We start from the raw sequence: 26,420 nt of genomic DNA, 5'->3' as shown, positions 1-26,420 counted from the left end.
GCCTGTCAGCGCGGCCCGTCAGCGTTGAGGCGGGCCGCCTGGCGCGTCAGGTAGTCCCGTTCGGCGAGGTTGGGGGCCTTTCGGGCCGCCTCCGCATACAGCCGGGCCGCCGTCGCCGGATCGCCGTCGCGTTCGTGGAGGTACGCCGCCACCGCCGCGTACCGGGGCAGGGAGTCGTCCAGCGCGGCGAGCGCCGCGAGCCCGGCGCGGGGTCCGTCGGCCTCGCCGACCGCGACCGCGCGGTTGAGCCGGACGACCGGACTGTCGGTCAGCCGCGCGAGCTCGTCGTACCACTCGACGATCTGCACCCAGTCCGTCTCCTCGGCGGTGGGCGCGTCGGCGTGCAGCGCCGCGACGGCGGCCTGGGCCTGGAACTCGCCGAGCCGGTCGCGGGCGAGGGCCGCCTGCAGGAGCCGGACGCCCTCGGCGATCGCCCCCGTGTCCCACCGGCCGCGGTCCTGCTCGGCGAGCGGGACCAGGCTGCCGTCCGGGGCGGTCCGGGAGGCGCGCCGGGCGTGGTGGAGCAGCATCAGGGCGAGCAGCCCCGCCACTTCGGGGTGGTCGATCACGTCCGCGAGCTGCCGGGTGAGGCGGATGGCCTCGGCTGCGAGGTCGATGTCGCCGGAGTAGCCCTCGTTGAAGACGAGATAGAGGACGCGCAGCACGGTGGCGACGTCGCCGGGCTGGTCGAACCGAACGTCGGAGACGGTTCGCTTGGCCCGGCTGATGCGTTGGGCCATCGTCGCCTCGGGCACCAGGTACGCCTGGGCGATCTGGCGGGTGGTCAGCCCGCCGACGGCGCGCAGGGTGAGCGCGACGGCGGACGAGGGCGCGAGCGACGGGTGGGCGCAGAGGAAGTAGAGCTGGAGGGTGTCGTCCACCGCGGGCGCGGGGCCGGGCGCCGGTTCCTCGTCGACGCGGTCCTCCCGGCGGCGCCGGGAGGCGTCCGCCCGGGCCGCGTCGAGGAACTTGCGCCAGGCCACCGTGACCAGCCAGCCCTTCGGGTCCCGGGGCTGGTCTGCAGGCCAGACGCGGACCGCCTCGACCAGGGCGTCCTGCACGGCGTCCTCGGCCGCCGCGAAGTCGGCTCCGCGGCGGACGAGGATTCCGAGGACGCTCGGGGTGAGGCTCCTGAGCTGCGCCTCGTCCATCGGTGAGGTCACTCCGTGATGGTGGGCGGCGCGGCGAGGAACGGGCGCAGCTCCAGCCACTCGTGGATCGGCTTCCCGCCGGCCCCGGGGGCGGCCGACAGCTCCCCGGCCAGTTCGACGGCGCGGTCGTAGCTGTCGACGTCGATCACCATCCAGCCGGCGATCAGGTCCTTGGTCTCGGCGAACGGGCCGTCGGTGACCGGCGGGCGCCCCTCACCGTCGTACCGGACCCACGCCCCTTCGGGTGCGAGCGCCTCGCCGCCGACGTACTCGCCGGACTTCTCCAGCCGGTCCGCGAAGTCCCGCATGTACTGCACGTGGGCCGAGATCTCCTCGGGCGTCCACCGGTCCATGGGGACGAAGTCCGCCGGAACCGGAGCGCCGCGGTAGTGCTTGAGCAGCAGGTACTTGGCCATGGTGGTTCTCCTCGGTACTGATGCGACCCATTGTGGTCGCGTTCACCTCGGGGACGGAGCCGGTTCCGCGTTCTCGACATCGCCGCCGGAACTTTCCTGCGCGAGTTTCTTGCGCAGGACGACGCAGGGCCGGGCGTGGGCGCGGTCCGGTCGGCGCGCGGTCTCCTCGTAGCCGAGGGCGGTCCAGAAGGCGAGGGCCTCGGGGTTGTTCTCCAGGACCGCGAGCTTGAGTCCCGTACGGCCCGCGGCGCGGAAGCGGTCCTCGACGGCGGTGGCGATCCGGCGGCCGTGACCGGCGCGCCGGGTGCCGGCGTCGATCATCAGCAGGCCGAGCCACGGGTCGGGATCGGCGGGGTCGGGGTGGTGGGCGAGCGTGACGGCGATGCCGACGAGCCGGCCCTCGGAGCGGGCGAGCAGGACCTCGGTGCCGGGCTGCGCGAGCTCGTCGGCGAGGGTGGCGGCGACCTGCTCCGGGCGGATGTCGTCGGGGTCGGGGAAGTCGCCGGTGAGTTCGTGGAACGCGCGGTTCGAGGCGTACAGCGCGGTGAGTTCGGTGAGCAGCGGTCCGGGGAGGGCGTGGGCCTCGGTCGGGGTGAGCGGTTCGACGATCACGCGGGCAAGGGTAGAGCCCCGGCGCGCTGGCCGCGCCGGGGCTCTCCAGTGGTCCGTCGTCACGTCAGGCCCGTGGACGTATGCCCGCTCCCTGCGTCACGTACGTGTGTACGTGTGTACGTGTGATGTGTGTACGTCAGAGGTTGACGCCGAAGTCGCGGGCGATGCCCTCCAGGCCAGAGGCGTAACCCTGGCCGACCGCGCGGAACTTCCACTCCTGGCCGTTGCGGTACAGCTCGCCGAAGACCATCGCGGTCTCGACGGCGGCGTCCTCGGAGAGGTCGTAGCGGGCGATCTCGGCGCCGCCGGCCTGGTTGATGATGCGGATGTACGCGTTCCGGACCTGGCCGAAGTTCTGCGAGCGGTTGACCGCGTCGTAGATGGAGACCGGGAAGACGATCTTGTCCACGTTCGGGGGCAGCGCGGCGAGGTTCACGTTGATCTGCTCGTCGTCGCCGCCACCCTCGCCGGTGCGGTTGTCACCGGTGTGGACGATGGTCTGGTCCGGCGTGGACTTGTTGTTGAAGAAGACGAAGTGCGCGTCGGAGGCGACCTTGCCGACGGCGTCGACGCCGATGGCCGAGGCGTCGAGGTCGAAGTCCGTGCCGGTGGTCGTGCGGACGTCCCAGCCGAGGCCCACGGTGACGGCGGTCAGGCCCGGAGCCTCCTTGGTCAGGGAGACATTGCCGCCCTTGGACAGGCTTACAGCCATGGGATGTGCCTTTCTTCGTGACCTTCGTGATGTCGTCACACGGGATAACGCGGACGATGCCCCGCCGGTTCCACGGTCCAGGACCGGTGTCGACGTGGTGCGAAAACAGGATGACGTGCGGGAGCCGGTCCGGGGAACATGGATGACATGTCCGGTCCCTATCTGATCCGCGGCTCCGTCTCGCTGCCCGAGGCCGAGCTCATGTGGCGTTTCTCGCGGTCGTCGGGGCCGGGCGGGCAGCACGTCAACACCAGTGACTCACAGGTGGAACTCCGCTTCGACCTGGCGTCGACGGAGGCGCTGCCCGAGGTCTGGAAGGCGCGCGCCCTCGAACGGCTGGCCTCGCGCCTGGTCGGCGGGGTGGTGACCGTCCGCGCGTCGGAGCACCGCTCGCAGTGGCGGAACCGCGAGACGGCGGCGGTGCGCCTCGCCGCGCTCCTCGCGGAGGCGACGGCCCCGCCGCCGAAGCCGCGCCGGGCGACGAAGATCCCGCGCGGGATCAACGAGCGCCGGCTACGGGTGAAGAAGCAGCGCTCGGAGACGAAGCGCGGCCGCCAGGGCCGCGACTGGGGCTGACGGCACCCGCCCGCGCCGTCACGCGCCCGCGCCCGCGCCCGTACGGTCCGTGTCAGGCCAAGTGCCGGTACTTGCCCCGGAAGTACGTGAGCGGGGAGTCCTGCGTCGCGCTCGGGACCGTCGACGTCAGGACGCGGGCCACGACCAGGGTGTGGTCGCCCGCCACCACACGGTTCTCCGTACGGCATTCGAGCGTCGCGAGCGCGCCGGTCACCAGAAGGGCGCCGCTCTCCTCGCCCCGGGTGGACGGGACGTCCGCGAAGAGGAGGCGGTCGCTCACGCGGCCCTTCATCGCGAAGCGGCCCGCGACGTGGCGCTGGTTGTCGGCGAGTACCGAGACCGCCCACACCGGGACCTCCGCCAGCAGGTCGTCCATGCGGGAGCCGTTGCGCAGGCTCACCATGACCAGGGGCGGGTCGAGGGAGACCGACATGAACGCCGTCGCGGTCATGCCGACGTCCTCGCCGCGCGGGCCGTCGTCCGGGTCGTGGGCCGTCACCAGAACCACGCCCGCCGCGAGGCGGGACATCGCCGCCCGGAACTCGTCGTTGCTCACCCCCTCAGCATGAGGGATCGCCAGATCCGAGGTGGGGGGCGAGGAGAGGGTCGTCGTCAGCACATCGGCACGCTAGCTCCGCCGCGCGGGCCGGCACATCGGGCCCCGGGACCAGACCGGACCCCCTCGCCGGTCCTAGGACCTCCGCCCCGGTGCCGCCCTGGAACGGTGACACGTGATGCCCCGGTAGCTTGCCCACCGTTCACTTTGCGTTCACGAAGGGCGGGGGGTGCTTTCCGGCACCCCCTGGCACCCTTCATCACGTCTTGTGACTTGAGTCACAGAGCGCAGTATTTGTTGACCCTGTGTACCGGGTGCACAGCTCGCTGTGATTCAGTGGCGGAGACAGTGCAGTACGAGAGCCGATGAGAACCCTGGAGTTGCTGTCGAGGTCTCGGGGAGAGCGAGCGATGGAGACCGAGTCGGAGCCGTACGTCCGTCTTGCGACCCTGCGGCAGCTGCATCAGGTCGTGGCCGACCTCAATACAGCCCGCAGTCTGGCGGACACCCTGCAGACCGTCGCCGACGGCATCGTCGCCGGCCTCAACTATGAGCTGGCCTGCGTCAACCTCGTACGCCCCGACGGAGATCTCGTCGTCGCCGCCTTCGCCGGCAGCCCCGCGGCCGAAGCGCTGATCACCGGCCGTGTCGGCTCCCGCGCCTCCTGGGAACGCCGCCTCTCCATGGGTGTCGCCTGGGGTGACCTGCGGTTCATACCGCACACCGAGGGCTGGGTCCTCATCGAGGACGACGTTCCCCAGTGGCACACCGAAGGCCCCGCCCCACGCTTCGAGGACGAGTGGCATCCGCACGACCGCCTCTACGCCCCCATGTACTCCCCCGGAGCTCGCTCCGCTCACCCGGGGGGACCCCCAGGCTCCGGCCGCGAGCTCCTCGGCGTCATCTCCGTCGACCGGCCCCGCAACGGCAGGCACCCCGGCCCCTGGGGCCAGGAGGCCCTGCAGATGTACGCCTCGCAGTCGGCGATTGCGATCAGCAACGCCCGGCTGAGAGCAAACATGCAGCGCGCCCTCGTCCGTCTGGAGCGTGAGCAGCAGGCCCTGCGCGCCAGTGAAGAGTCGTTCCGCCAGGCCTTCGAGTACGCCCCCTCCGGCATGGCCATCGCCGAGATGGGCGGCGACCAGCACGGCCGCCTGCTGCGCACCAACGACGCCCTGTGCCGCCTCCTCGGCCGCCCCGCCTCCGTGATGCGCCGCTACTCCTTCGCCGACCTGGTCCACCCCGAGGACATAGGGACCCTGCTGCGTACCTCCGCCGAGGGCGGCCGCGCCGAGCTGAGGCTCGGGCGCCGTGACGGCACGTACGTCTGGGTCTCGCTCCGTAACTCGGTCGTCGCCGACACCGCCGACGGCCCGCGCTTCCTCCTCACCCATGTCGAGGACATCGAGGAGCGCAAGCGTCACGAGCTCCAGCTCGCCCACCGCGCCTCGCACGACGCGCTCACCGGCCTGCCCAACAGCGCCGAGCTGCGCTCCCGGCTCAGCGCCCGGCTCTGCGAGCGCCCGCACGCCACCCCCGAGGCGGACTACGACGCCCCGTACGGCCACGAGCACGGCTTCGGCTTCGACGCGGGGCCCGGCGCCGGCGGCCCGTACGACCACCATGTCCACTCCGTCGCGCCCGCCGGCGGGGACATCGACGACGGGACGAAGGGGCTCGCCGTCCTCTTCTGCGACCTCGACGGCTTCAAGTCCATCAACGACCGGTTCGGGCACCACACGGGCGACGCCGTCCTCATCGAGGTCGCCCGGCGGCTCACCACCGGCGTACGGGACGGGGACACGGTCGCCCGTCTCGGCGGGGACGAGTTCGTCGTCCTCGCCGACGGCCTCGGCGCCGCCGACGCGGCGGATCTCGCCGTCCGGCTCCGTAACGCGATCATTCCGCCGATCCGGGTCGACGGGCGGGCGGTCCGGGTCGGGGCGAGTTTCGGCATCGGCTGGGCCGAGTGCGGCATGACGGTCGAAGAGGTCCTGAACTCCGCCGACCAGCGGATGTACATCGAGAAGCGGTCCCGCGCCAAGGTCCACCGCCGCGCCGGATAGGGGTCCGCGGCATGCTCGCCTGTCAAGGATCGGATCGTCGGCTTCCCCGTTCGGGGTAGGCTCGGCCGGTCGGCGACGGCTGGCGAGCATGGATAGGAGTGACCGGATGGCTGCCGGTAACGACGGCGCGAACACGCCCGAGAACGACGATCCGTTCGGCTACCTGTATGCGGACGGCCAGGCGGCGGGCGCCCAGCCCCCGGGTCAGGCCGGTGGCTACGGCTACCCCGGGCCGGCCGCGCAGCCAGGTGTCCCGCGAACCTCGTACAACCAGGTCAGAACGGTCGGCGAGCGCCAGTACGGCGGCCAGCAGCAGTACGGCCAGCCGCAGGGGCAGGTCCCGCAGCAGCCCGCGTACGGCCAGCCGCACCCGCAGTACGCGGCGCCCGAGACGTACCCGGGCGGCCAGCAGACCCGGCAGTCGCCGATCCCGCACCAGCGCGGCGGTGGCGGTGGCCGAGGTCCCAACACGCGTGGCCTGCTGATCGGCGCGATCGCGGTCGTCGCGGTCGTCGTGATCGGTATCACGGCCGCCATCATCACCAACAAGGGCGGCGAGGAGACCGACGGCGGTACGGCGGGCGGCAAGCCGACCGGTGGCTCCTCCGAGGTCTCCCAGAGCCCGAGCACCGAGCCCAGCGCCGACGAGACCCCGGCGGAGCTGCCGCAGCAGGACGCGGCGGTCCTCCAGCTCGGAGGCAGCGCGCACCTCGAGAAGACCATCAAGGGCGCGAAGGGTGCGGGCGGCACCTACGTGACCGGATTCAACAGCGTCGGCGCGTCCGCGACCTGGAAGACCGAGGTCCCCGAGGCCGGCACGTACAAGATGGAAGTGCGGTACGCGGTCCCGGCCAAGGACGCCAACGCCACCGTGACCGTCAACGGCAAGGCGAACACGAATCCGATGAACCTGAAGAACTTCATCGGTTCGTCGGACCCGAACCTGGAGAAGAACTGGCAGACCACCTGGTCGCAGGTCTCGCTCCAGAAGGGCCAGAACGAGATCAAGCTCTCCTGCGAGGCGGGCAACCAGTGCGACATGATCCTCGACTGGGTGAAGATCAGTAACCTCTGATCCGGTCGGCCCGTAGGGCCCCCTGATACAGACACCCGGCGCCGGGTGGACGCGTGATGCGTCCACCCGGCGCCGACTCACATGCCGACCCCGTTGCCGCGGGGGCTGGGCGGCGCCTGCCCGGGCCCGGCACGTCCCGGACCGCTCTCTCCGGCGCCAGGCGCGGGGGCAGAGGTACCGCGCCGCTCGGCGGCGCCGGGCTGCTTGTGGGTGAAGCCCGCCTGCCACGAGGGCGCCGAGTTCTCGGGAGCCGGGGGACGAGGGCCGCTCCTCGGGGCGGGTTGGGTGTGCGTGAAACCCACCTGCCACGCCGGCCGGGGCTGCTCCGGTGCGGGCTGCTGAGGTGCGGGAGTCTGCGGCGCGGGACTCTCCTGACCGGGGGTCTGCTGGCCGGGGGGCTGCGGTGCCGGGGTCTGCTGGCCGGGGGTCTGCGGTGCCGGGGTCTGCGGCCCGGGGGTTCGCGGCCCAGGACCCTCCTGCTCCGGACCTTCCTGGCCGGGACCTTCCTGCTCCGGACCGTCCTGCCCCGGACCTTCCTGCCCGGGCCCCTGCCGCTGTTGGCCGATCACCGCCTGCTGCGGCGTCTGTTGGCCCTGTTCCGGCGCCTCGGGCCTCAGTACCTGCCCGTTCGGACCTTGGACCGTGCGGGCCGCGTCCCGCTCCTGGGCGGTGGCCATCATCTCGGGGCCGCGCTGGGGCAGAGGCGTCTGTTCCATGGTCGCCTGGACCAGGGCCTGCATGGCGTGGTCCCAGGAGTACTGCTGCAGTACTTCCCGCAGGTAGAGGGCATCGGCCTGGCGCTGGGGGAGTTCCTCATGCAGCTGGTTGATCGCCGCGAACCACGCCTCGGAACGGTCGCCGCCGCTGGGCGGCTCGGGCACCACGACCCGCCGGCCGATCTCTTCAGGCACCCGATCGGTGTCCTGGAAGAACATCGCGGCGCCGCTCTCCTCGTTGACGAGTACGGGGACACCATGGGCCAGCCCCTCGGCCGCCACCATGCCGTAACCCTCGTGTTTCGAGGGCATGATCACCGCGTGGGAGTTCCTGATTTCCTCATTGAGCTCTTCGACGCTGCTTGTGCGGCCCTTGACCGTCGCGTTGCCGCCGCTGAGTTTTGCGAGTTTGGCCGTCGCCGCCGCCAATTCCTCATCTTTGACACCGCGGATGGTGAGGTGGATGGAAACGCCGGCTTGGTTCAGCAAGGCCACCGCTTTGGCGGCGTCGTCCACGCCCTTGAGGGGGTCGTCGACCCGTCCCATGAGCAAGAGGTTCAGTCGTTCCGGCGCGGGGTCGTGCTGTACCGGATCGTAAATTCGGGTGCCCGGGATGACTTCATGGGAATGTGGAATATGTGGACCTTCTGCGGAAAGCTGTCTGCCCGCTTCCGACAGGAGAGGTCCGACTCCGGCCACGACGTCCGCGCGCGCCATGGTTTCACGCTCGACCGCGGAGTCTTCGATCGCCTTTTTCCTCGCCTCTTCGAGGGGAACTCCCTTGAAGTAGGGCAGCCTTTCGGGGCTTGTGTGCAGGAAGTGCACCACACGCGCGCTCTGGTACCAGTTCTCCCGGATCTCGGCAGCGGCCGGTCCGGAGAAGCGCGAGTGCCCGATGATGATGTCGTAGGGCTGGCCGGCCGGGTCTTCCAGTCCGTGCGCCGTGGGGTCCTGGCCGGCGACCTGCTCGATCCAGTCCCGTCCCTTCACCCCCTTCGGGGGTGACGTCGTCACCTCCCTCTGTATACCTGCGTGCTGGGGCATATCAGGGTTGGCCGTGAACAGCGTGACGTTGTGATGGCGGGCGAGAGCCTCGGCCATCTCCTGGTTGAAGACCTCCACACCCCCCGCGCCTCTGCCGCTGTTGTCCGACATGACGAGAATGTTGTACCGCTTTTCAGTCATCGGTCCCCCCGTATTTTTCGATCACCGCTTTTCTGAGTCAGAAGCCGTAGGTTTCCCGCAGTTCGCGGCCGATTCCCTCGTCGATGAATTCCGTCAGGTCGTAGGCGGAGAAATGCATGATGCCGGATTCCGCACCCGGGTGGATCCTTGCGGCGTACTCGTCCAGGATCTCCGCCAGGATTCCCGCGCGCACGGCAGAGATGGCGACGTGGTCCGGGTCTCCCTTCTCGCGGAAGATGCGGGTCTCTCCAGGGAGCGGCGGCCTCGGCTTCCGTCCGAGCTCCGCACTGCGGGCGAAGAATTTCGCGTCGTCTCCGATCGGGGTGGGAACCGGCTGACCTTCGGGCCAGTCCACTCCTGAGGTCGAGTGCACGCTCGGATCGATCAACTCGTGCTGCTCCCGCCAGAACACCCTCGACCGGCCGGCCAGCAGATCCTGAACGTCCTGCGCCGCAAGCGTCGTCGTAGGTTTCACCGAGGCATCCCCGGTTTTCCGCATGTACGCCAGGGTCGGCATGTTCTCCGATGCGCGCGAGGCCGCCCGGAACAGTGCGTCGTACCGCGGGCGCAGGTCGTCTACGTCGGACGGCCGGTGGGACACCCGCGCCACACTGATCGCCCCGACCGGGTGCGGGGTCGGGGAGGTCGTGCCCATCGCCGCCCGCAGCTCGTCGGCCGCTACGTGTGCCAGCCGGCTCAACTCCGCCGTGTCACCGGCGATCTTCAGCGCCGGCCGCCCCGGCGCCAGCCGGTTGATCATGTCCTCGAACGGGAAGGTCAGCGTCATCATGTGACCCTCAGGAATGACCACCGCCCGCCCCGGTACCAGGTATTCGTCCAGAACCGGCTCCCTCCGGGTCTCGTAGGGGCCCGGGTCTGCGGCCATCCGGGCCGTCCACTCCGCCACCGCCTCCGCGAAGGTGATCGGCCGGTCGACAGGTCCGGCCGCACGCCGGGAGATCAGATGACGCGTCGGATCCGACGGCTCGCCCGCCTGCGGCGCGGGACCCTCAGAGGCAGACAACGCCGCCTCCAACTCCCGCCATGCCGCCCGGCGCTCCTCCGACCACCGTCCGCCCGGACTGTCCAGGCGCCACACACGGTTCCGCTGTACCCACATCATCCGCGACGCCGCCGAATAGATCAGGTCGTACGCGTCGGCAAGTTCCAGTTGGCCGCTCATCTCGACTCTCCCTCACGATCGATCAACTCACCCACATCCTCACATCGCGCATGTGGTCCGATCATCATCGTTTGTGGAGCTGTCCTCATGGCACCCCGTCAGAAGGACGGCAGGCGTGAGGGCCGTCGGACCTCTCGGTTCCGCGGGCCTCTCGCTTCGTTACGCCGCCTCGGTCAGTTCCCTGACCGTCACCCGGGTCAGCAGCTCCTCGTACGTGACCCGGTCGAACTCGCCCGCCACCGGGGAGAGCACCGTCGCCGCCGAGAGGGCGACCGCTTGGGTCAGGCGGTCCGGCCAGGGGAGTTCGTCGACCAGGCCCGCCAGGAGGCCCGCGACGGCCGAGTCGCCGGCGCCCGTCGGGTTGCCCTTCACCGCGGCCGGTGGGGCCGCGTGCCACAGGCCGTCCGCGGTGGCGGCCAGCATGCCCTGCGGGCCCAGTGAGGAGACCACCGCGTGGGCGCCTCGGCGGCGGGCGTCGCGGGTGGCGCGGTGCGGCTCGCGGGAGCCGGTGAGCTGGGCGAGTTCGTCGGCGTTCGGCTTGACCAGATCGGGGCGGGCCGCGATACCCCGCCGCAGCGGTTCGCCGCTGGTGTCGAGGAGAACGGGGACGCCGGCGGCGCGGGCGAGCCGGATCAGCTCCGCGTACGCGCCCACGTGGATGCCGGGCGGCAGGCTGCCGCAGAGAGCCACCGCGGAGGCGCCGGCGAGGAGGTGGGTGTAGCGGACCGTGAGGTTCGTCCACTCGGCGGGGGTGATCGTCGGGCCCGGCTCGTTCAGCTGGGTGGTGTCGCCGGTCGTGGTGTCGACGATCGCGACCGTACGGCGGGTGGGTCCGGCGACCGGGACCAGCTCGTCGCGGACGGGGCCCGGCGCCAGGTGGCCGCGCAGGATCTCGCCAGTGGAGCCGCCGGCGAAGCCGGTCACGACCGTCTCGTGACCGAGGGCCGCGAGGACGCGGGCGACGTTGAGGCCCTTGCCGCCGGGACGTTCGATCACCTGCGTGACACGGTGGGAGGCGTGCGGGGTGAGGGCGGGGACGCGGTACGTGAGGTCCAGAGCCGTGTTGAGGGTGACCGTGAGAATCACCTGCCGTACCCCCGTAGCCCGTAGAAAGTTCCTGGAACAGCCGTAGAACGCGCCACGATCATGCCAAACGGAAGGCGGTTGGCCCAGTCCCCGGGCCAACCGCCTTGCGCTGAGCGGGCGACTTCAGGCCTGCTGCGGCTCGACCACCCAGGTGCCCTTGCGCATCACGCCCTTGACGTCGAAGTCGGCGTCGAGGACGACGAGGTCGGCGTCCTTGCCGGGCTCCAGCGAGCCGACCCGGTCGTCGATGCCGAGCACCCGTGCAGGGTTGGCGGAGATGGCCTGGACGACGGACTCGACGGGCAGCCCGTCGACGGTCGCGGCCCGCTTGAACGCGCGGTCCAGGGTGAGGGTCGAGCCCGCGATGGAGCCGCCCTCGACGAGCCTCGCCACGCTGTCCTTCACCTCGACGGCCAGCGTCCCGAGCATGTACCGGCCGTCGCCGAAGCCCGCCGCGTCCATCGCGTCCGTGATGAACGCGACCCGGCGCGGCCCCGCGTGATGGAACGCCAGCTCCAGGGCGGCCGGGTGCAGGTGCGTGCCGTCGTTGATGAGCTCGACCGTGATCCGCTCGTCCTCCAGGAGCGCGGCGATCGGGCCGGGGGCGCGGTGGCCGAGGGCGGGCATCGCGTTGTAGAGGTGGGTCGCCACGGTGGCGCCCGCGTCGATGGCCTCGACGGTCTGCTCGTACGTGGCGTCCGTGTGGCCGATCGCGGCGACCACGCCGTGTTCGGCGAGGAGGCGTACGGAGTCGATGCCGCCGGGCAGTTCGGTGGCGAGGGTGACCATCCTGGCCTGGCCGCGGGCGGCGTCGATCAGCTTGCGGACGTCGGCCGGGTCGGGGTCGCGCAGCAGCGTCTCGTCGTGCGCTCCCTTGCGGCAGGGGGCGATGAACGGGCCCTCGAAGTGGATGCCGGCGATCTCGCCCTGCTCGGCGAGTTCGGAGAGCAGCCCGGCGCGGGTGCTCAGGAAGTCCATCTCGCCGGTCACGAAGGAGGCGACGACGGTGGTGGTGCCGTGCAGCCGGTGGGTGTGGACGCCGGTGAGGATGTCGTCCACCGTGCCGGAGGTGAACGAGGCGCCGCCGCCGCCGTGGTTGTGCATGTCGACGAAGCCGGGGACGACCCAGTGGCCGGTGAGGTCGAGCGCCGGCGCGTCGGCGGGCGCGGCGCCCGCGATGCGACCGCCGTCGACGATCACCCGTCCGTTCTCGACGATGCCGGTCGGCAGCACCACACGGGCACCGGCGAGAACTGTGGAAACGGCCATCAGGCGGATACCTCCGAGTCGAGGGAGAGAAGGTCCCAGGCGAGGAGGCCCGCGCCCAGGCATCCGGCGGTGTCCCCGAGGGCCGCGGGGACGACGGCGGGCAGCTTCTGGAACGTGACGCGTTCCTCCACGGCGGCCCTCAGTGGTGTGAACAAGGTTTCCCCGGCCTCGGCGAGACCGCCACCGATGATGAGCGTGCGGGGGTCCAGCAGGGTGAGCGCGGTGACCAGGCCGTCGGCGAGCGCGTCGACGGCGTCCTGCCAGACCTGTACGGCCCTGGCGTCGCCGGACTCGACGGCCTTGGCGCAGTCGGCGGCGTCGGCGTCCGGGTCGCCGGAGGCGGCGGCCCAGGCGTGGGAGACGGCGGAGGCGGAGGCGTACCGCTCCAGGCAGCCGCGCTGGCCGCAGCCGCACTCGGCGCCGCCGGGGCGGACGACGATGTGGCCGATCTCCCCGGCGTAGCCGTGGGCGCCGGCCTCGATGGCCCCGCCGATGCCGATGGCTCCGGCGATCCCGGTGCCGAGCGGCACGAAGAGGAAGCGGTCGGCACCGTTCCCGGCGCCGATCCGGCCCTCGGCGAGACCGCCGGTGCGGACGTCGTGGCCGAGGGCGACCGGGATGCCGTCGAGGCGTTCGCTGAGCAGGGCCCGCATCGGGACGTCGCGCCAGCCGAGGTTGGCGGCGTAGACGGCGATGCCGTTCTCGGCGTCGACGATGCCGGGTACGGCGACTCCCGCGGCCGCGGCGGGCTCGCCGTACCGCTCCAGGCCGTAGGCGCGCAGGTCGGCGGCGAAGCCGAGGATCGTCTCGACGACGGCCTCGGGGCCGCGCTCGCGCCCGGTGGCGCGCCGTGCCTCGTGGAGCAGGGTGCCGTCCGTGCCGACGAGGGCGGCCTTCATGCCGGTGCCGCCCACATCGAGGGCGATGACGTGTCTCACGGGAACAGTCTCGCGCGTGCGGACCCGAAAGGTCTAGTCCACTGGCCCATATTGTTGCGCAGGGATACAAATCCGGGTGGCGGTCGCCGCGGCCGGGCTTCACGAGGCCTTCACCCGATCCCGAGAATCTACCCAAGTGGTGTAGACCTTATGCTTCCTCTTCTGTGAAAATCACAGCTCAACGACGAGCATGAGGGTGGGGCAACGCTGTGCAGCGGCGATTTCTTGGACTGACCGCGACGTTCGCCGCGCTGGGCATGACCGCGGGTCTCTCCGGCTGTGGTCTCTCCGGCAGCGACTCCGGCGACGTGACCCTGAAGCTGGTCGCCGCCGACTACGACCTGACCGGTGGCGACACCACCAAGAAGTACTGGGACGAGCTCACCGCCGCCTACGAGGCAACGCACCCCGGCGTCCAGGTCGAGGTCCAGATCGAGTCCTGGAACGACGTCGACCGCAAGGTCGCCGAGATGGTCAAGGCCGGCCAGGCCCCCGACATCGCCCAGATCGGCGCCTACGCCGACTACGCGGCCGCGGACGAGCTCTACTCCGCGGACGAGCTGCTCTCCATCCCCGTCCAGGCCAACTTCCAGGCCCCCCTCGCCTCCGCCGGCGAGCACAAGCGCACCCAGTACGGCCTGCCCTTCGTCGCCTCCACCCGGCTGCTCTTCTTCAACGAGGACCTCTTCGCGCAGGCCGGCATCAGCAAGCCGCCGACCACCTGGGACGAGCTGGCCGCCGCCGCGGAGAAGCTGAAGGACAAGGACGTGAAGTACCCCTTCGCGCTGCCGCTCGGCCCGGAGGAGGCCCAGGCCGAGACGATGATGTGGCTGCTCAGCGGCGGCGACGGCTACACCGACGGCACCGACCGCTACCGGATCGACTCCGAGCAGAACGTCGAGACCTTCGACTGGCTGAAGACGAACCTGGTCCAGAAGAAGCTCACCGGCCCGGTCGCCCCCGGCAAGCTCAACCGCAAGGACGCCTTCGCCGCCTTCTCGCGCGGCGAGGTCGGCATGCTCAACGGCCACCCCTCGCTCATGCAGGAGGCCGAGAAGAAGGGCGTCAAGGTCGGCAAGGTCGCGCTGCCCGGCGCGAACGGCCGGGCCAAGGCGTCCATGGGCGTCGCCGACTGGATCATGGGCTTCAAGCAGAACGGCCACCGCGAGGAGATCGGCGACTTCCTCGACTTCGTCTTCAGCGACGAGAACGTGCTGAAGTTCGCGGGCGACAACGACCTGCTGCCGGTGACCGTCAGCGCGTTCTCCCGGATGGAGAGCGACGAGGAGCACAAGAACCTGCGCGAGTTCCTCACGGAGCTGCCGAACTCCCAGCTCCCGCCGGTCGGCAAGACGTCCTGGGCCCAGGTCAGCGACCACATCAAGCAGAACATCGGCAAGGCGGTCACCCCGGGGGCGAAGCCCTCCGACGTCCTGGGGGAGATCGCGCGTGAGGCGACGGCGGCCGAGAGCGCGGAGTAATAGGTTGTTCGTATGACCGACACGAGCGTCTCCGGACCGAGCGACGACGGGGCCGGGGACGCGGGGCAGGACTCCGGGCTCGGGGAACGGGAGCGGGCCGTGCTCGCCCTCGAACGGCGCTCCTGGCCCGGCCCCGGAGCCAAGGAGCGGGCCGTCCGCGAGCAGCTCGGCCTCTCCGCGACCCGCTACTACCAGCTCCTCAACGCCCTCCTCGACGACCCGCGCGCCCTGCGGCACGACCCGGTGACCGTCAACCGGCTGCGCCGGGTCCGTGCCGAGAAGGAGCAGCGCCGGTGAGCCCGCGTCGGTAGGGTCGTCGTATGGTCAGCAGCCTTCCGCACCCGACCACATCCGCAGGCCGCGACGGTCTGGCCGCGCTTCTCGCGCGCCCGGAGAAGGCCGTCGTCGCCCTCGACTTCGACGGGACGCTCGCCGAGATCGTCCCGGACCCCGAACAGGCCCGCGCCCACCCCGGCGCCGTCTCCGCGCTCGCCGCGCTCGCCCCGCGGATCGCCTCGGTGGCGGTGGTGACCGGCCGCCCGGCCGGCGTGGCCGTACGGTACGGCGGCTTCGCCGGCGTCCCCGGCCTCGACCACCTCGTCGTCCTAGGCCACTACGGCGCGGAGCGCTGGGACGCGGTCACCGGCACCGTCCAGGCCTCCGCCGTCCACCCCGGCGTGGCGGCCGTACGCGCCGAACTCCCCGGCTTCCTCGACGGCGTCGGCGCCTGGCCGGGCACCTGGATCGAGGAGAAGGGCCGCGCGGTCGCCGTCCACACCCGCCGCTCCACCGACCCGGAGGCGGCCTTCGAGGCGCTCAGGGCCCCGCTCGCCGACCTCGCCACCCGCCACGGCCTGGTCCTCGAACCCGGCCGCATGGTCCTCGAACTGCGCCCCCCTGGGATGGACAAGGGCGTGGCGCTCGCGGAGTACGTACGGGAGGTGGGCGCCGGGTCCGTCCTGTACGCGGGCGACGACCTGGGCGACCTGCCTGCCTTCGCGGCCGTGGAGAAGCTCCGCTCGGACGGCACCCCGGGCCTGCTGGTCTGCAGCGGCTCGACGGAGGTCCACGAACTCGCGGACCGCGCCGACCTGTCGGTCCCGGGCCCGCCGGGGGTCGTGCGGTTCCTGACTGACCTGGCGGAGGCGGTACGCGCCTCGGAGGCCTGAGAGGCCGTCAGCGCGGCGGCGCCGGGGGTTCGGTGCCGTCGCGCAGGGCGTTCAGCTGGGCCAGGAACCACTGCTGCGGCGGAAGCGCCGTCGCCGCCTCGGCGAGGTGCTTCGAGCGGTCCGCGCGCTCGGCGGCCGGCATCGACAGGGCCCGGTGCAGGGCCGCCGCGGTCTCCGACACGTCGTACGGATTGACCGTCAGCGCCGCCTCGCGCAGCTCGTCGTACGCCCCGGCCCCCGTCGAGAGCACCAGCGCGCACCCCGCCTCCGACACCACCGGGATCTCCTTGGCCACCAGGTTCATCCCGTCGCGGATCGGGTTGATCAGCGCCACGTCCGCCATCCGGTACGCCGCGAGGGAGCGCGGGAAGTCGTCCTTCACCGACAGCAGCACCGGCTGCCAGTCGTCGGTGGCGAACTCCGCGTTGATCTCCTCCGCGAGCCGGGCGACCGCCTCCGTGTACGCGCGGTAGACCTCCAGGTCCTGGCGGGAGGGGTACGCCGAGGCCATGTGGACGACCCGGCCGCGCCACTCCGGACGCTCCTGGAGCAGCTCCCGGTACGCGAGCAGGCCGCGGACCACGTTCTTCGACAGCTCCGTACGGTCCACCCGCACGATCGTCCTCCGGTCGCCGACCTCGGCCCGCAGCCCGGCCAGCCGGTCGTCGACCTCCGGCCGGTGGGCGAGCTCCCGCAGCTCGTCACCGTCCACACCGAGGGGGTAGACGTGGACCCGGGTGCGCCGAGGTGCGCCCCCCGCCCGGTGGTGGTGCACCCCGCGCCACGGGTCGTCGGTGCGCAGGGCTCCCTCGGCGGCCCCGCCCGCGCTGTCGATGCGCGCGCCGGTGATGAACGACCGGGCCCATCCCCAGGTGTGGAAACCGAGCTCGTCCGCGCCGAGCATCCCCCACAGAAGCTCCTCGCGGATCTCCTCCGGCAGCATCCGCATGTACTCCGGCGACGCCCACGGCGTGTGCGTGAAGTGGCCGATCCGCAGGTCGGGGCGCAGCTCGCGGAGCTGCCCCGGCACCAGTGCCAGGTGGTAGTCCTGCACCAGGACCGCCGCTCCCTCGTCTGCCTGTGCCGCGAGCTCCTCGGCGAAGGCCCTGTTGTAGTCGCGGTACGACGCCCAGCGGCGCCGGAACTCCGCGTCGAAGACCGGCTCGTGCGGCACGTCGTACAGATGGTGGTGCAGGAACCACAGCACCGAGTTCGCGATCCCGTTGTACGCGTCGGCGTACACCTCCGGGGGGATGTCCAGCATGCGCACGCCGGGCTCGGCCACCCCGCGCCGCACCGCCTCGCGGTCGCCGTCCCCGAGCGCGGCGCACACCCACACGCTGTCCTGGGAGGAGACCGCGCTCAGCCCGGAGACGAGACCGCCCCCGCCGCGCCGGGCACCGAGGGTGCCGTCGGCGGCGAGGGCGTACGAGACCGGACCCCGGTTGGACGCCACGAGCACAGAAGCCATGTGGCGAACCTAGCCCGTCACGTAAACGCTCAAACGTACGTATACGACTCTGGCGAATCCACGCCTCATGGTTCGCGGCGGCCACGGAGGGCAGCCTTCGCCACCACACCGGTCGCGGCCAGGGCGAGTGCGAGGCCGCCGAGCAGCCAGAGCCGCTCACCGCTCGATCCGGTCTCGGCCATGGAGCCGCCGGCGCCGGGCGGGGCGGGCGGGCGCGGCTCGTGGGGGGTGGGGGCGGCGAGCAGCCCGATCTCGGACTCGCTCGCGTACGGGACCGGGGTCGGTGTGGGGGCCGGGGTCTGCGAGGGGGACGCCGTGACCTCCGGGGCCTTCGGGTCTGCCGGGGCCGTCGGCGTCGGCGTCGGCGTAGGCGTAGGCGTCGGGCTCGGGCCGGTGCTCGGGCTCGTGCTCGGGCCGTCCGTCCGGCCCGGCTTCGGCGGGGCGACGACCGGGGTCACGGCGCAGGCCGGGTCCTCGCTGCCCTCCCCGCAGTTCGAGCGTGGCGACACGGCCTCGACGCGGTTCCGGAGCGTGCCGTCCCCGCGCACCGGGTCGCCGACCTTCACCGAATAGGTGATCTTCGCGGTCCGGCCGGCCGGGATGTCACCCACATAGGTGATCTTCGGCGCCTCGTACGTCACCGTGCCGATCGTGGCCTTCGCGTCGCCGTTGTAGACGGCGTCGTCCAGGTTCCCCGTCAGGTCGTCGCCGAACCGGGCGTTCGGGTGGTCGAGGGGGCCCGTGTTCCGCGCCGTGACCGTGTACGTGACGGTGTCGCCCGGCTTCGCCTTCTGCGGGCTCGCGGTCTTGGTGATCTCCAGGTCCGGCACCGGTACGGAGAAGGCGACGGCGGTGGGCACGTACGTGTCGCCCGTTGTCGTGAAGGTCAGCTCCGCCGACCGTGCGCCCGCCGGAACGGCGCCCTCCGGGATGTCGAAGGTCTTGGCGTCGATGCTCAGGTTGTTCGTCAGCGCGGGCGACACGGCGCCGTCGTGCCCGCCGACGAAGAAGTTGCCGGCGTCGCCGGTGCGGGCCTCGGTGACGTTCCTGCCGTCGACGAGGAAGCGGTCGCCCGGCGTGTTCCGGTCACCTTCGTACGCCGTGACGCTCGCCCGCGCCCTGCCCGCCGTCCGGTGGAAGCCGTCGACGGTGATCGTGGTCGCGGGGGAGGTGGACCGCTGGAGGACGTGCCCGCCGTAGATGCGGACGGCGCGCCGGTCCGGGGCGAAGGCCGGCTCGGGCCCGGGGAACTCGTGGACCACCGTCAGGGACCAGCCCGCCACACAGCCCTGGCCGTCGGCCGCCCAGATGTCGCCGACCGCGACCCGGATGTCGGTGCCGGTCACGCCCGCGAACGCGGCCGTGACGTCCGACTCGCCCGTGTAGTAGTGCGGGCCGCCGGTGTCGGCCGGGTCGGTCACCATGCTGTCGATCGACACCGGCGTCTCGGGTCCCGCCCCGACCCTGATGCGCGGCTCGGTCGTGGCGTGGTCGCCCGGGGAGGTCACCACGTCGCGGCCGCCGGAGCTGTCGCACCGCTTCGTCTGCGCCCCGCTCGGCGCCCTGTACGTACCGTCGTTGCCGCCCCAGAAGAGCCGGGCGTACGCGACCCGGGCACCGACCGGGATCACGACGTGGCCGATGCTGGAGCCGTATCCGGCGCTCATGGCCGCGGTGTCGATCCGCTCCATGGCGAACGTGTCGTTGTCCTCGCGGCCCTGACCCGCGGCCGCTGTGGCGCAGCGTGCGGCCAGGTCGGCGGGGGCGGTGGGGCAGCCCATGACCGTGTTGCCGATGGTCGTGAAGTCGCCGTGGAGCGACGCTTCGTAGCGCTTGCCGAAGGGCTCCACCACATCCGCCACGGCCGGACCGGCCGCGGCGAGGGTGAGCGAGCCGAGCGAACCGAGTGAGCCGGCGGCGAGGCCGAGCGCCGCCAGCAGCGTGGTCATTCGATGGGTGAACGGCATAAAACCGAAATGTATGCAAAAAGCATCATCATTCGGGGTTACGCCACGCGGCGGTGCGTGTACTCCGTGATGTCGATCATCGGCGGCCGTTCCTCGGTGTCCACGGCGTACGTCCGCGGGGTGAAACCGGTGTCGTCCCGCTCGAACTGCGTCAGCCGGGGCCGCACGAGATGCCCGCGGGAGAGGCGCAGCTGCGCCGTCCGGTAGATCGCCGCCGCCATCCGTCCGAGCGCCCGGCCGTCCTGGTGCCGGTGCTTGCGGACCCCGACGTCGACCTGGGCCAGGGCGTCCAGACCCACCGTGTGGAGCGCGTCCACGAGCAGGCCCAGCTCCACTCCGTAACCGACGGGGAACGGCAGCCGTTCGAGCAGCGAGCGTCGCGCCGCGTACTCGCCGCCGAGCGGCTGCACGAAGCCGGCCAGCTGCGGCCAGTGCAGATTGAGCAGCGGCCGTGCCACCAGCTCGGTCACCCGGCCGCCCTGACCTGGAGCGTCGCCCAGCGGACGGTCGTACATCGCCTTCACGAAGTCGACGTCGGGGTCGGTGAGCAGCGGGCCGACGATCCCGGTGACGAAGTCGGCGGAGAAGTCCCGCAGGTCCGCGTCGACGAAACAGACGATGTCGCCGCGCGTCACCATCAGTGACCGCCACAGCACCTCGCCCTTGCCGGGCACGGCCGGTATCCGGGGGAGGATCGCGTCGCGCGCCACGACACGCGCCCCGGCCGCCGCCGCGACCTCCGCCGTACGGTCGGTGGAACCGGAGTCGATCACCACGAGCTCGTCCACGAGCGGGACGGCCTCGGTCATCAGCTCCCGGCGGATCACGGAGACGATGTCGCCGACCGTCGCCTCCTCGTCGAGCGCGGGCAGGACGACGCTGACCGTCGTCCCGTGCTTCGCCGCCAGGATGCGGTCGAGCGAACGGTCCGCCACGGACCAGGACCGCCGGCCCAGCCAGCGCTCCACTTCCTCCAGCACGTGATCTCCATCTCGCGGTTCGGACGGCAGGTTCAACCCTCCGGGCCTTCGGTTACAGTCTTGAACAACGCGGATGCCCGATGCATGTCGGGGTCCCACCCGCGTCTCACAACCGCTTCACACAATCGAATACCGCTCATCCAGAGGGGCAGAGGGAAACGGCCCGTTGAAGCCCCGGCAACCCTCCAGTCGGTCTCGTCCGCGTACACAACGCGCCAGCGAGGCTCCCGGCTAGGGAAGGTGCCAAATCCGTCTCATGACGACATTCGTCATGGGAAAGATGAGGAGAAAGGGCCTCGCCTCCATGGCTGTACAGACTGTTTCCACCGAAACCTCCCGGACCGTCGATCTCGGTCCCGCTTCCGGCCTTTCGTGCCGGGAATGCGGTGAAGTCTTCCCGCTCGGCCCGATCTTCGCCTGCGAGCTCTGTTTCGGCCCGCTCGAAGTCGCGTACGACCTCCCCACCGGTGACCCCGAGGCGCTGCGCAAGCAGATCGAGGCCGGCCCCGCCAACATCTGGCGCTACGCCCCGCTGCTGCCCGTCCCGGCGGACGTCGCCGAGAAGCCGAACCTGAACCCCGGCTGGACCAAGCTCGTCCAGGCCGACAACCTCGCCCGCGAGCTCGGTGTCGAGCCCGGCAAGCTCTTCGTCAAGGACGACTCCGGCAACCCGACGCACTCCTTCAAGGACCGTGTCGTCGCCCAGGCCCTGGAGGCCGCCCGCGCCTTCGGCTTCACCACCCTGTCCTGCTCCTCCACCGGCAACCTGGCCGGCGCCGTCGGCGCCGCCGCCGCCCGCGCCGGCTTCCGCTCCTGCGTGTTCATCCCGCACGACCTGGAGCAGGGCAAGGTCGTCATGGCCGCCGTCTACGGCGGTGAGCTCGTCGGCATCGAGGGCAACTACGACGACGTCAACCGCTTCTGCTCGGAGCTCATCGGCGACCCGCTGGGCGAGGGCTGGGGCTTCGTCAACGTCAACCTGCGGCCGTACTACGGCGAGGGCTCCAAGACGCTCGCGTACGAGATCTGCGAGCAGCTCGGCTGGGTGATCCCGGATCAGCTGGTCATCCCGATCGCCTCCGGCTCGCAGCTCACCAAGATCGACAAGGGCCTGCAGGAGCTCATCAAGCTGGGCCTGGTCGAGGACAAGCCGTACAAGATCTTCGGTGCGCAGGCCGAGGGCTGCTCGCCGGTGTCGGCGGCCTTCAAGGCCGGTCACGACGTCGTACGGCCCCAGAAGCCGAACACCATCGCCAAGTCGCTCGCCATCGGCAACCCGGCCGACGGCCCGTACGTCCTCGACATCGCGCGCCGCACGGGTGGCGCGGTGGAGGACGTCGACGACGAGCAGGTCGTCGAGGCGATCAAGATCCTGGCCCGCACGGAGGGCATCTTCGCCGAGACGGCGGGCGGTGTGACGGTCGGCGTGACGAAGAAGCTGGTCGAGGCCGGCCTCATCGACCCGGCCCTCACCACGGTCGTGCTCAACACGGGTGACGGCCTCAAGACGCTGGACGCGGTGGCCGATACCTCGCAGGCGACCGCGACGATCCGCCCGAGCCTGGACGCGTTCCGCGAAGCAGGCCTGGCGGGCTGACGCCCGCGACCGCCGGGGTGCGGGGGCGGCCGGTGCTCCGGCCGCTCCGGCCGCCGCCCCGCTCCCCGTCCCCGCCCGCCCCGCACCCGCCCCGTAGCCACCGAAGGTGATCAGCCCATGAGCGTGAAGGTCCGCATCCCCACCATCCTCCGCACCTACACCGGCGGCCAGGCCGAGGTCGCCGCCGAGGGCGCGACCCTGTCCGAGGTCATCGCCGACCTGGAGAAGAACCACACGGGCATCGCGGCCCGCGTCCTGGACGACCAGGGCAAGCTGCGCCGCTTCGTGAACGTGTACGTCAACGACGACGACGTCCGCTTCGAGCAGGGCCTGGAGACGGCGACGCCGGACGGCGCGGGCGTCTCGATCATCCCCGCGGTGGCCGGCGGTTGCTGAGCCTTCCGCCGCCCTGTTACCCGGCGTAACCGAATTGCCCCCTCCGCGAGAGAAGCGGAGGGGGCAATTCTGCATGGTTGAGCGCGGTAGAGTTGGGGAAGTCCCCCCGGCCTCCCCTCGCTGCTTGTGCCAGACGCATATGAGAATGCGTCCGCGCCCGACAAGAAGCAGCCAAAGTGTTCGAGTGTTGTGTACCTTCTGCGCACTTTGCCGGGCCCGACTTGCCCCGGAATTCAGTGAATTCTCCTGAATTCTCCTTTACGCCATGCCCAGAATTCTCGCCCGATTGACCTGTTGCAGAGGGCAGTTGGGCAGATACATTCAGCCGCGGTCGACGCGTTCCGGCGCAGGGTCTGACCCGGGTCCCGCGAAGTGCGGGTCCCGCGCAAGGGCCAGTAATAGGGGAGTTAGGCATGGCTCAGGGCACCGTCAAGTGGTTCAACGCGGAGAAGGGCTACGGCTTCATCGCGGTCGACGGTGGTGCGGATGTATTCGTCCACTACAGCGCGATCCAGATGGACGGCTACCGCACCCTTGAAGAGGGTCAGCGGGTCGAGTTCGAGATCTCGCAGGGCCAGAAGGGTCCGCAGGCGGACATGGTCAAGCTCGCCGTCTGAGCACGGCGCGATCGGCCACCACGTACGCACTCACGCGTTCTCACGCCGAGGGGTCCGCATCCTGACCAGGATGCGGACCCCTCGTGCGTGCGCGGGAGGTGGCGCGACGGGGTTCCGATCATCGAGAGGCGCTTGCCCCCGCCCGTCGCCCGACCGCCACCCCTCATCGACGTCCCTTCGGGACGGCCTTGCACTCTCCTGTGCCGAGTGCTAATCATTGGCGTTAGCACTCTGAAGGTGAGAGTGCTTACGAGGATCGGGCAGACGAGGTCCGCGGCCAGGTGGGGCAAGGAACCACAGGGCACGCAGGCCGTCCGTCGCGGGCGTCGGCGCGGTCCTGGAGCGTTATCCACCCCATGTCCGGGAGGACCACTTCACATGGCCAAGATCATCGCGTTCGACGAGGAGGCACGGCGCGGTCTCGAGCGCGGGATGAACCAGCTCGCCGACGCCGTCAAGGTCACCCTTGGCCCCAAGGGCCGGAACGTCGTCCTCGAGAAGAAGTGGGGCGCCCCCACGATCACCAACGATGGTGTGTCCATCGCCAAGGAGATCGAGCTCGAGGACCCGTACGAGAAGATCGGCGCCGAGCTGGTCAAGGAAGTCGCCAAGAAGACGGACGACGTCGCCGGTGACGGTACGACCACCGCGACCGTCCTCGCCCAGGCGCTCGTCCGCGAGGGCCTGCGCAACGTGGCGGCCGGCGCCAACCCGATGGCCCTCAAGCGCGGCATCGAGAAGGCCGTCGAGGCCGTCTCCGGCGCCCTGCTCGAGCAGGCGAAGGATGTCGAGACCAAGGAGCAGATCGCTTCCACGGCCTCCATCTCCGCCGCCGACACCCAGATCGGCGAGCTCATCGCCGAGGCGATGGACAAGGTCGGCAAGGAAGGCGTCATCACCGTCGAGGAGTCCCAGACCTTCGGTCTGGAGCTGGAGCTCACCGAGGGTATGCGCTTCGACAAGGGCTACATCTCGGCGTACTTCGCCACCGACATGGAGCGTATGGAGGCGTCCCTGGACGACCCGTACATCCTGATCGTCAACTCCAAGATCTCCTCCGTGAAGGACCTGCTCCCGCTCCTGGAGAAGGTCATGCAGTCGGGCAAGCCCCTGCTGATCATCGCCGAGGACGTCGAGGGCGAGGCCCTGTCGACCCTGGTCGTCAACAAGATCCGCGGCACCTTCAAGTCCGTCGCGGTCAAGGCTCCGGGCTTCGGCGACCGCCGCAAGGCCATGCTGAACGACATCGCCATCCTCACGGGCGGCACGGTCATCTCCGAGGAGGTCGGCCTCAAGCTCGAGAACGCCGGCCTGGACCTGCTGGGCCGCGCCCGCAAGGTCGTCATCACCAAGGACGAGACCACGATCGTCGACGGTGCCGGTGACAGCGAGCAGGTCGCCGGTCGCGTCAACCAGATCCGCGCCGAGATCGAGAACTCGGACAGCGACTACGACCGCGAGAAGCTGCAGGAGCGCCTGGCGAAGCTCGCCGGCGGTGTTGCGGTCATCAAGGCCGGTGCCGCGACCGAGGTCGAGCTCAAGGAGCGCAAGCACCGCATCGAGGACGCCGTTCGCAACGCGAAGGCGGCCGTCGAGGAGGGCATCGTCGCCGGTGGTGGCGTGGCCCTGCTCCAGGCCTCCAACGTCTTCGAGAAGCTCGAGGCCGACCTCTCGGGCGACGAGGCCACCGGTGCCGCGATCGTGAAGCTGGCCCTGGAGGCCCCGCTGAAGCAGATCGCCGTCAACGCCGGCCTCGAGGGTGGCGTCGTGGCGGAGAAGGTCCGCAACCTGCCCGTCGGTCACGGCCTGAACGCCGCGACCAACGAGTACGTGGACCTCATCGCCGAGGGCATCATCGACCCGGCGAAGGTGACGCGTTCCGCCCTGCAGAACGCGGCCTCCATCGCCGCGCTGTTCCTGACCACCGAGGCCGTCATCGCCGACAAGCCCGAGAAGGCCGGCGCGGCCGCCCCGGGTGGCATGCCGGGCGGTGACATGGACTTCTGAGCCTCGGCTCGGTAGTTCCTCGCTGTACGCGACCGAGGGCGGCACCCCCAGCTGGGGGTGCCGCCCTCGGGCGTTCGGGGTGATGCTGGTGGGGTGGGGCGGTCCGCCCCTCTCGGAAGGCGGAGCCTCTCGGAAGGCGGGAGCGATCCATGATCACGCTGCTGACGACACCGGCCGACCGCGAGCTGGTCATCACCCGGACCTTCGACGCCCCGCCCGCCCGTGTCTGGGAGGCGTGGACGAAACCCGAGCACGTACGGCAGTGGTACGGCGTGGCCGCCCTGCCCACGGTGATCTCCGACGTCGACCTCCGCATCGGCGGCACGTGGCGCTGGGGCCAGAAGGCCCCCGACGGCCGGGAGATCGTCTTCTCCGGCACGTACGAGGAGATCGTCCCGAACGAGCGCCTCGTCTACACCGAGGTCTTCGAGCTCATGCCAGGACCTCCGGTCCACGTCACCCTCACCTTCGACGACACGCCCGACGGCGGCACGGCGCTCACCAGTACGTCGCTCTGGCCCTCGTCGGAGATCCGCGACCAGGCGCTGGCGACGGGGATGGAGGCCGGGGTCAAGGAGGAGTACGACCGCCTGGCGGCCTATCTGGAGACGATGTGAGCCTGGACGTGCCGCTGCTGCCGGCCGGGGCGTACGACCTGCGCCCGTGGGAGCGCGCGGACCTGCCGCTCGTGGAGGAGGCGTCGACGGATCCGTACATCCCGCTGATCACCACGGTCCCGCCGGTGTACTCGGAGGCGGAGGGCGAGGGGTTCGTCCGCCGCCAGTGGAGCCGGTCCGAGACGGGCGCCGGCTACTCCTTCGTCATCGTCCGCCGCCGCGACGACCGTCCGGCGGGCATGATCGGCCTCTGGCTCCGCGACCTCCCCGAAGGCCGCGCGACCGTCGGCTACTGGGTGGCGCCCTCCTGCCGCGGCGAGGGCGCGGCGGGGGCGGCGCTCACGGCGCTGAGCGAGTGGGCGATCGATGAACTGGGCATCCCCCGCCTCCAGTTGCTCGTCGAACCGTGGAACGAGGCCTCGGCGAGGACGGCGGAGCGGGCCGGGTACGTACGGGAGGGGCTGCTGCGGTCCTGGCAGGAAGTGGGCGGAGAGCGGCGGGACATGTTCATGTACGGGCGGGTGCGTGTCCCGACGGCCGGGGACGACGGCGGAGCGTGAGCTCGGGGGCCGTGGCC

At 71.0% G+C, this 26,420-nt stretch carries 25 protein-coding genes and 1 riboswitch; of the genes, 12 read left to right on the top strand and 13 right to left on the bottom strand.

Annotated features, from left to right (window positions below):
- Positions 1-5: 5 nt before the first annotated feature.
- The 4 genes from ACZ3OF_RS34975 to ACZ3OF_RS34960 form a co-directional block, all read right to left on the bottom strand.
- Positions 6-1,151 carry an RNA polymerase sigma factor gene (locus tag ACZ3OF_RS34975; RefSeq protein ID WP_467308871.1) on the bottom strand — a complete coding sequence of 382 codons (1,146 nt, stop codon included), beginning with the start codon at positions 1,149-1,151 and terminating at the stop codon, positions 6-8.
- 8 nt (positions 1,152-1,159) lie between these two features.
- Positions 1,160-1,567, bottom strand: a complete 408-nt coding sequence (locus tag ACZ3OF_RS34970) for a YciI family protein (protein WP_361436996.1) — start codon at positions 1,565-1,567, stop codon at positions 1,160-1,162.
- 42 nt (positions 1,568-1,609) lie between these two features.
- A complete protein-coding gene (locus tag ACZ3OF_RS34965; RefSeq protein WP_467308852.1) occupies positions 1,610-2,179 on the bottom strand; it encodes a GNAT family N-acetyltransferase in 570 nt (189 codons plus the stop codon).
- A gap of 136 nt (positions 2,180-2,315) precedes the next feature.
- Entirely contained in the window at positions 2,316-2,891 is a 576-nt protein-coding gene (locus ACZ3OF_RS34960; RefSeq protein ID WP_361676580.1) for a TerD family protein, read from the bottom strand.
- A gap of 138 nt (positions 2,892-3,029) precedes the next feature.
- Between ACZ3OF_RS34960 and arfB the strand changes: the two genes are divergently transcribed.
- Positions 3,030-3,467, top strand: a complete 438-nt coding sequence (gene arfB / locus ACZ3OF_RS34955) for an alternative ribosome rescue aminoacyl-tRNA hydrolase ArfB (RefSeq protein WP_361676583.1) — start codon at positions 3,030-3,032, stop codon at positions 3,465-3,467.
- A gap of 52 nt (positions 3,468-3,519) precedes the next feature.
- Here arfB and ACZ3OF_RS34950 read toward each other — a convergent pair whose 3' ends face one another.
- Positions 3,520-4,083, bottom strand: coding sequence for a flavin reductase family protein (locus tag ACZ3OF_RS34950; RefSeq protein ID WP_467308869.1), 564 nt, complete (start codon positions 4,081-4,083; stop codon positions 3,520-3,522).
- A gap of 350 nt (positions 4,084-4,433) precedes the next feature.
- Here ACZ3OF_RS34950 and cdgB point away from each other — a divergent pair, with 350 nt between their 5' ends.
- Positions 4,434-6,089: a diguanylate cyclase CdgB gene (gene cdgB / locus ACZ3OF_RS34945; RefSeq protein ID WP_361676589.1), complete on the top strand. Its 1,656-nt coding sequence runs from the start codon at positions 4,434-4,436 to the stop codon at positions 6,087-6,089.
- Between the two features lie 106 nt (positions 6,090-6,195).
- The gene (locus ACZ3OF_RS34940) at positions 6,196-7,164 is read left to right on the top strand and encodes a CBM35 domain-containing protein (RefSeq protein ID WP_361676592.1); all 969 of its coding nucleotides are present in this window, start codon (positions 6,196-6,198) and stop codon (positions 7,162-7,164) included.
- A gap of 77 nt (positions 7,165-7,241) precedes the next feature.
- On the opposite strand, the gene ACZ3OF_RS34935 is transcribed toward ACZ3OF_RS34940, so the two are convergent.
- The 5 genes from ACZ3OF_RS34935 to ACZ3OF_RS34915 form a co-directional block, all read right to left on the bottom strand.
- The gene (locus ACZ3OF_RS34935; RefSeq protein WP_467308849.1) at positions 7,242-9,035 is read right to left on the bottom strand and encodes a glycosyltransferase family 4 protein; all 1,794 of its coding nucleotides are present in this window, start codon (positions 9,033-9,035) and stop codon (positions 7,242-7,244) included.
- A gap of 67 nt (positions 9,036-9,102) precedes the next feature.
- Complete coding sequence (locus ACZ3OF_RS34930; protein WP_467308847.1) at positions 9,103-10,248, bottom strand: hypothetical protein; 1,146 nt, start codon at positions 10,246-10,248, stop codon at positions 9,103-9,105.
- Positions 10,249-10,407: 159 nt separating this feature from the next.
- Positions 10,408-11,334 (bottom strand): 1-phosphofructokinase family hexose kinase, encoded by a 927-nt coding sequence (locus ACZ3OF_RS34925; RefSeq protein WP_467308846.1) that lies wholly within the window; start codon positions 11,332-11,334, stop codon positions 10,408-10,410.
- A 123-nt stretch (positions 11,335-11,457) separates the two neighbouring features.
- Positions 11,458-12,603 carry an N-acetylglucosamine-6-phosphate deacetylase gene (gene nagA, locus ACZ3OF_RS34920; RefSeq protein ID WP_361676602.1) on the bottom strand — a complete coding sequence of 382 codons (1,146 nt, stop codon included), beginning with the start codon at positions 12,601-12,603 and terminating at the stop codon, positions 11,458-11,460.
- A complete protein-coding gene (locus ACZ3OF_RS34915) occupies positions 12,603-13,541 on the bottom strand; it encodes an ROK family protein (RefSeq protein ID WP_361676604.1) in 939 nt (312 codons plus the stop codon). Before ACZ3OF_RS34915 ends, nagA begins: the two co-directional genes overlap by 1 nt.
- 209 nt (positions 13,542-13,750) lie before the next feature.
- On the opposite strand from ACZ3OF_RS34915, the gene ACZ3OF_RS34910 reads away from it, so the two are divergent.
- The 3 genes from ACZ3OF_RS34910 to otsB are packed head-to-tail and all read left to right on the top strand — an operon-like array spanning position 13,751 to position 16,191.
- Positions 13,751-15,022 carry an ABC transporter substrate-binding protein gene (locus tag ACZ3OF_RS34910; RefSeq protein WP_361676606.1) on the top strand — a complete coding sequence of 424 codons (1,272 nt, stop codon included), beginning with the start codon at positions 13,751-13,753 and terminating at the stop codon, positions 15,020-15,022.
- A gap of 12 nt (positions 15,023-15,034) precedes the next feature.
- Positions 15,035-15,319, top strand: a complete 285-nt coding sequence (locus tag ACZ3OF_RS34905; protein ID WP_361676609.1) for a DUF3263 domain-containing protein — start codon at positions 15,035-15,037, stop codon at positions 15,317-15,319.
- A 23-nt stretch (positions 15,320-15,342) separates the two neighbouring features.
- Positions 15,343-16,191 carry a trehalose-phosphatase gene (gene otsB / locus ACZ3OF_RS34900; protein ID WP_361676612.1) on the top strand — a complete coding sequence of 283 codons (849 nt, stop codon included), beginning with the start codon at positions 15,343-15,345 and terminating at the stop codon, positions 16,189-16,191.
- A 7-nt stretch (positions 16,192-16,198) separates the two neighbouring features.
- On the opposite strand, the gene ACZ3OF_RS34895 is transcribed toward otsB, so the two are convergent.
- The 3 genes from ACZ3OF_RS34895 to ACZ3OF_RS34885 form a co-directional block, all read right to left on the bottom strand.
- On the bottom strand, positions 16,199-17,662 hold the full coding sequence (locus ACZ3OF_RS34895) for an alpha,alpha-trehalose-phosphate synthase (UDP-forming) (protein WP_361676615.1): 1,464 nt from the start codon (positions 17,660-17,662) through the stop codon (positions 16,199-16,201).
- A gap of 65 nt (positions 17,663-17,727) precedes the next feature.
- Positions 17,728-19,611, bottom strand: coding sequence for a DUF7927 domain-containing protein (locus tag ACZ3OF_RS34890; RefSeq protein ID WP_467308842.1), 1,884 nt, complete (start codon positions 19,609-19,611; stop codon positions 17,728-17,730).
- A 56-nt stretch (positions 19,612-19,667) separates the two neighbouring features.
- Positions 19,668-20,609, bottom strand: a complete 942-nt coding sequence (locus ACZ3OF_RS34885; protein WP_361676620.1) for a glucosyl-3-phosphoglycerate synthase — start codon at positions 20,607-20,609, stop codon at positions 19,668-19,670.
- 133 nt (positions 20,610-20,742) lie between these two features.
- Positions 20,743-20,896: riboswitch (SAM riboswitch) on the top strand.
- A 17-nt stretch (positions 20,897-20,913) separates the two neighbouring features.
- On the opposite strand from ACZ3OF_RS34885, the gene thrC reads away from it, so the two are divergent.
- The 6 genes from thrC (at position 20,914) to ACZ3OF_RS34855 (ending at position 26,403) form a co-directional block, all read left to right on the top strand.
- Complete coding sequence (gene thrC, locus ACZ3OF_RS34880; protein WP_383225932.1) at positions 20,914-22,206, top strand: threonine synthase; 1,293 nt, start codon at positions 20,914-20,916, stop codon at positions 22,204-22,206.
- Positions 22,207-22,323: 117 nt separating this feature from the next.
- Positions 22,324-22,602, top strand: coding sequence for a MoaD/ThiS family protein (locus tag ACZ3OF_RS34875; protein ID WP_215066190.1), 279 nt, complete (start codon positions 22,324-22,326; stop codon positions 22,600-22,602).
- Between the two features lie 413 nt (positions 22,603-23,015).
- Entirely contained in the window at positions 23,016-23,219 is a 204-nt protein-coding gene (locus ACZ3OF_RS34870; RefSeq protein ID WP_005315736.1) for a cold-shock protein, read from the top strand.
- Positions 23,220-23,597: 378 nt separating this feature from the next.
- Positions 23,598-25,226: a chaperonin GroEL gene (gene groL, locus ACZ3OF_RS34865; protein ID WP_361437039.1), complete on the top strand. Its 1,629-nt coding sequence runs from the start codon at positions 23,598-23,600 to the stop codon at positions 25,224-25,226.
- 149 nt (positions 25,227-25,375) lie between these two features.
- Positions 25,376-25,843, top strand: a complete 468-nt coding sequence (locus ACZ3OF_RS34860; protein ID WP_361676623.1) for an SRPBCC family protein — start codon at positions 25,376-25,378, stop codon at positions 25,841-25,843.
- The gene (locus ACZ3OF_RS34855; RefSeq protein WP_361676625.1) at positions 25,840-26,403 is read left to right on the top strand and encodes a GNAT family N-acetyltransferase; all 564 of its coding nucleotides are present in this window, start codon (positions 25,840-25,842) and stop codon (positions 26,401-26,403) included. Before ACZ3OF_RS34860 ends, ACZ3OF_RS34855 begins: the two co-directional genes overlap by 4 nt.
- Positions 26,404-26,420 lie beyond the last annotated feature (17 nt).

The sequence above is a fragment of the Streptomyces sp. NPDC022552 genome (assembly GCF_055561875.1).
The sequence above is the reverse complement of the archived record's forward strand: the minus strand, read 5'-3'. Positions and strand labels throughout refer to the sequence as shown.

Bases quoted from the DNA above. Each gene is read 5' to 3' on its own strand.
- ACZ3OF_RS34975 (WP_467308871.1), bottom strand. From the start codon at position 1,151: ATGGACGAGGCGCAGCTCAGGAGCCTCACCCCGAGCGTCCTCGGAATC.
- ACZ3OF_RS34970 (WP_361436996.1), bottom strand. From the start codon at position 1,567: ATGGCCAAGTACCTGCTGCTCAAGCACTACCGCGGCGCTCCGGTTCCG.
- ACZ3OF_RS34960 (WP_361676580.1), bottom strand. From the start codon at position 2,891: ATGGCTGTAAGCCTGTCCAAGGGCGGCAATGTCTCCCTGACCAAGGAG.
- arfB (WP_361676583.1), top strand. From the start codon at position 3,030: ATGGATGACATGTCCGGTCCCTATCTGATCCGCGGCTCCGTCTCGCTG.
- cdgB (WP_361676589.1), top strand. From the start codon at position 4,434: ATGGAGACCGAGTCGGAGCCGTACGTCCGTCTTGCGACCCTGCGGCAG.
- ACZ3OF_RS34940 (WP_361676592.1), top strand. From the start codon at position 6,196: ATGGCTGCCGGTAACGACGGCGCGAACACGCCCGAGAACGACGATCCG.
- ACZ3OF_RS34935 (WP_467308849.1), bottom strand. From the start codon at position 9,035: ATGTCGGACAACAGCGGCAGAGGCGCGGGGGGTGTGGAGGTCTTCAAC.
- ACZ3OF_RS34930 (WP_467308847.1), bottom strand. From the start codon at position 10,248: ATGAGCGGCCAACTGGAACTTGCCGACGCGTACGACCTGATCTATTCG.
- nagA (WP_361676602.1), bottom strand. From the start codon at position 12,603: ATGGCCGTTTCCACAGTTCTCGCCGGTGCCCGTGTGGTGCTGCCGACC.
- ACZ3OF_RS34905 (WP_361676609.1), top strand. From the start codon at position 15,035: ATGACCGACACGAGCGTCTCCGGACCGAGCGACGACGGGGCCGGGGAC.
- otsB (WP_361676612.1), top strand. From the start codon at position 15,343: ATGGTCAGCAGCCTTCCGCACCCGACCACATCCGCAGGCCGCGACGGT.
- ACZ3OF_RS34895 (WP_361676615.1), bottom strand. From the start codon at position 17,662: ATGGCTTCTGTGCTCGTGGCGTCCAACCGGGGTCCGGTCTCGTACGCC.
- ACZ3OF_RS34890 (WP_467308842.1), bottom strand. From the start codon at position 19,611: ATGACCACGCTGCTGGCGGCGCTCGGCCTCGCCGCCGGCTCACTCGGT.
- thrC (WP_383225932.1), top strand. From the start codon at position 20,914: ATGGCTGTACAGACTGTTTCCACCGAAACCTCCCGGACCGTCGATCTC.
- ACZ3OF_RS34875 (WP_215066190.1), top strand. From the start codon at position 22,324: ATGAGCGTGAAGGTCCGCATCCCCACCATCCTCCGCACCTACACCGGC.
- ACZ3OF_RS34870 (WP_005315736.1), top strand. From the start codon at position 23,016: ATGGCTCAGGGCACCGTCAAGTGGTTCAACGCGGAGAAGGGCTACGGC.
- groL (WP_361437039.1), top strand. From the start codon at position 23,598: ATGGCCAAGATCATCGCGTTCGACGAGGAGGCACGGCGCGGTCTCGAG.
- ACZ3OF_RS34860 (WP_361676623.1), top strand. From the start codon at position 25,376: ATGATCACGCTGCTGACGACACCGGCCGACCGCGAGCTGGTCATCACC.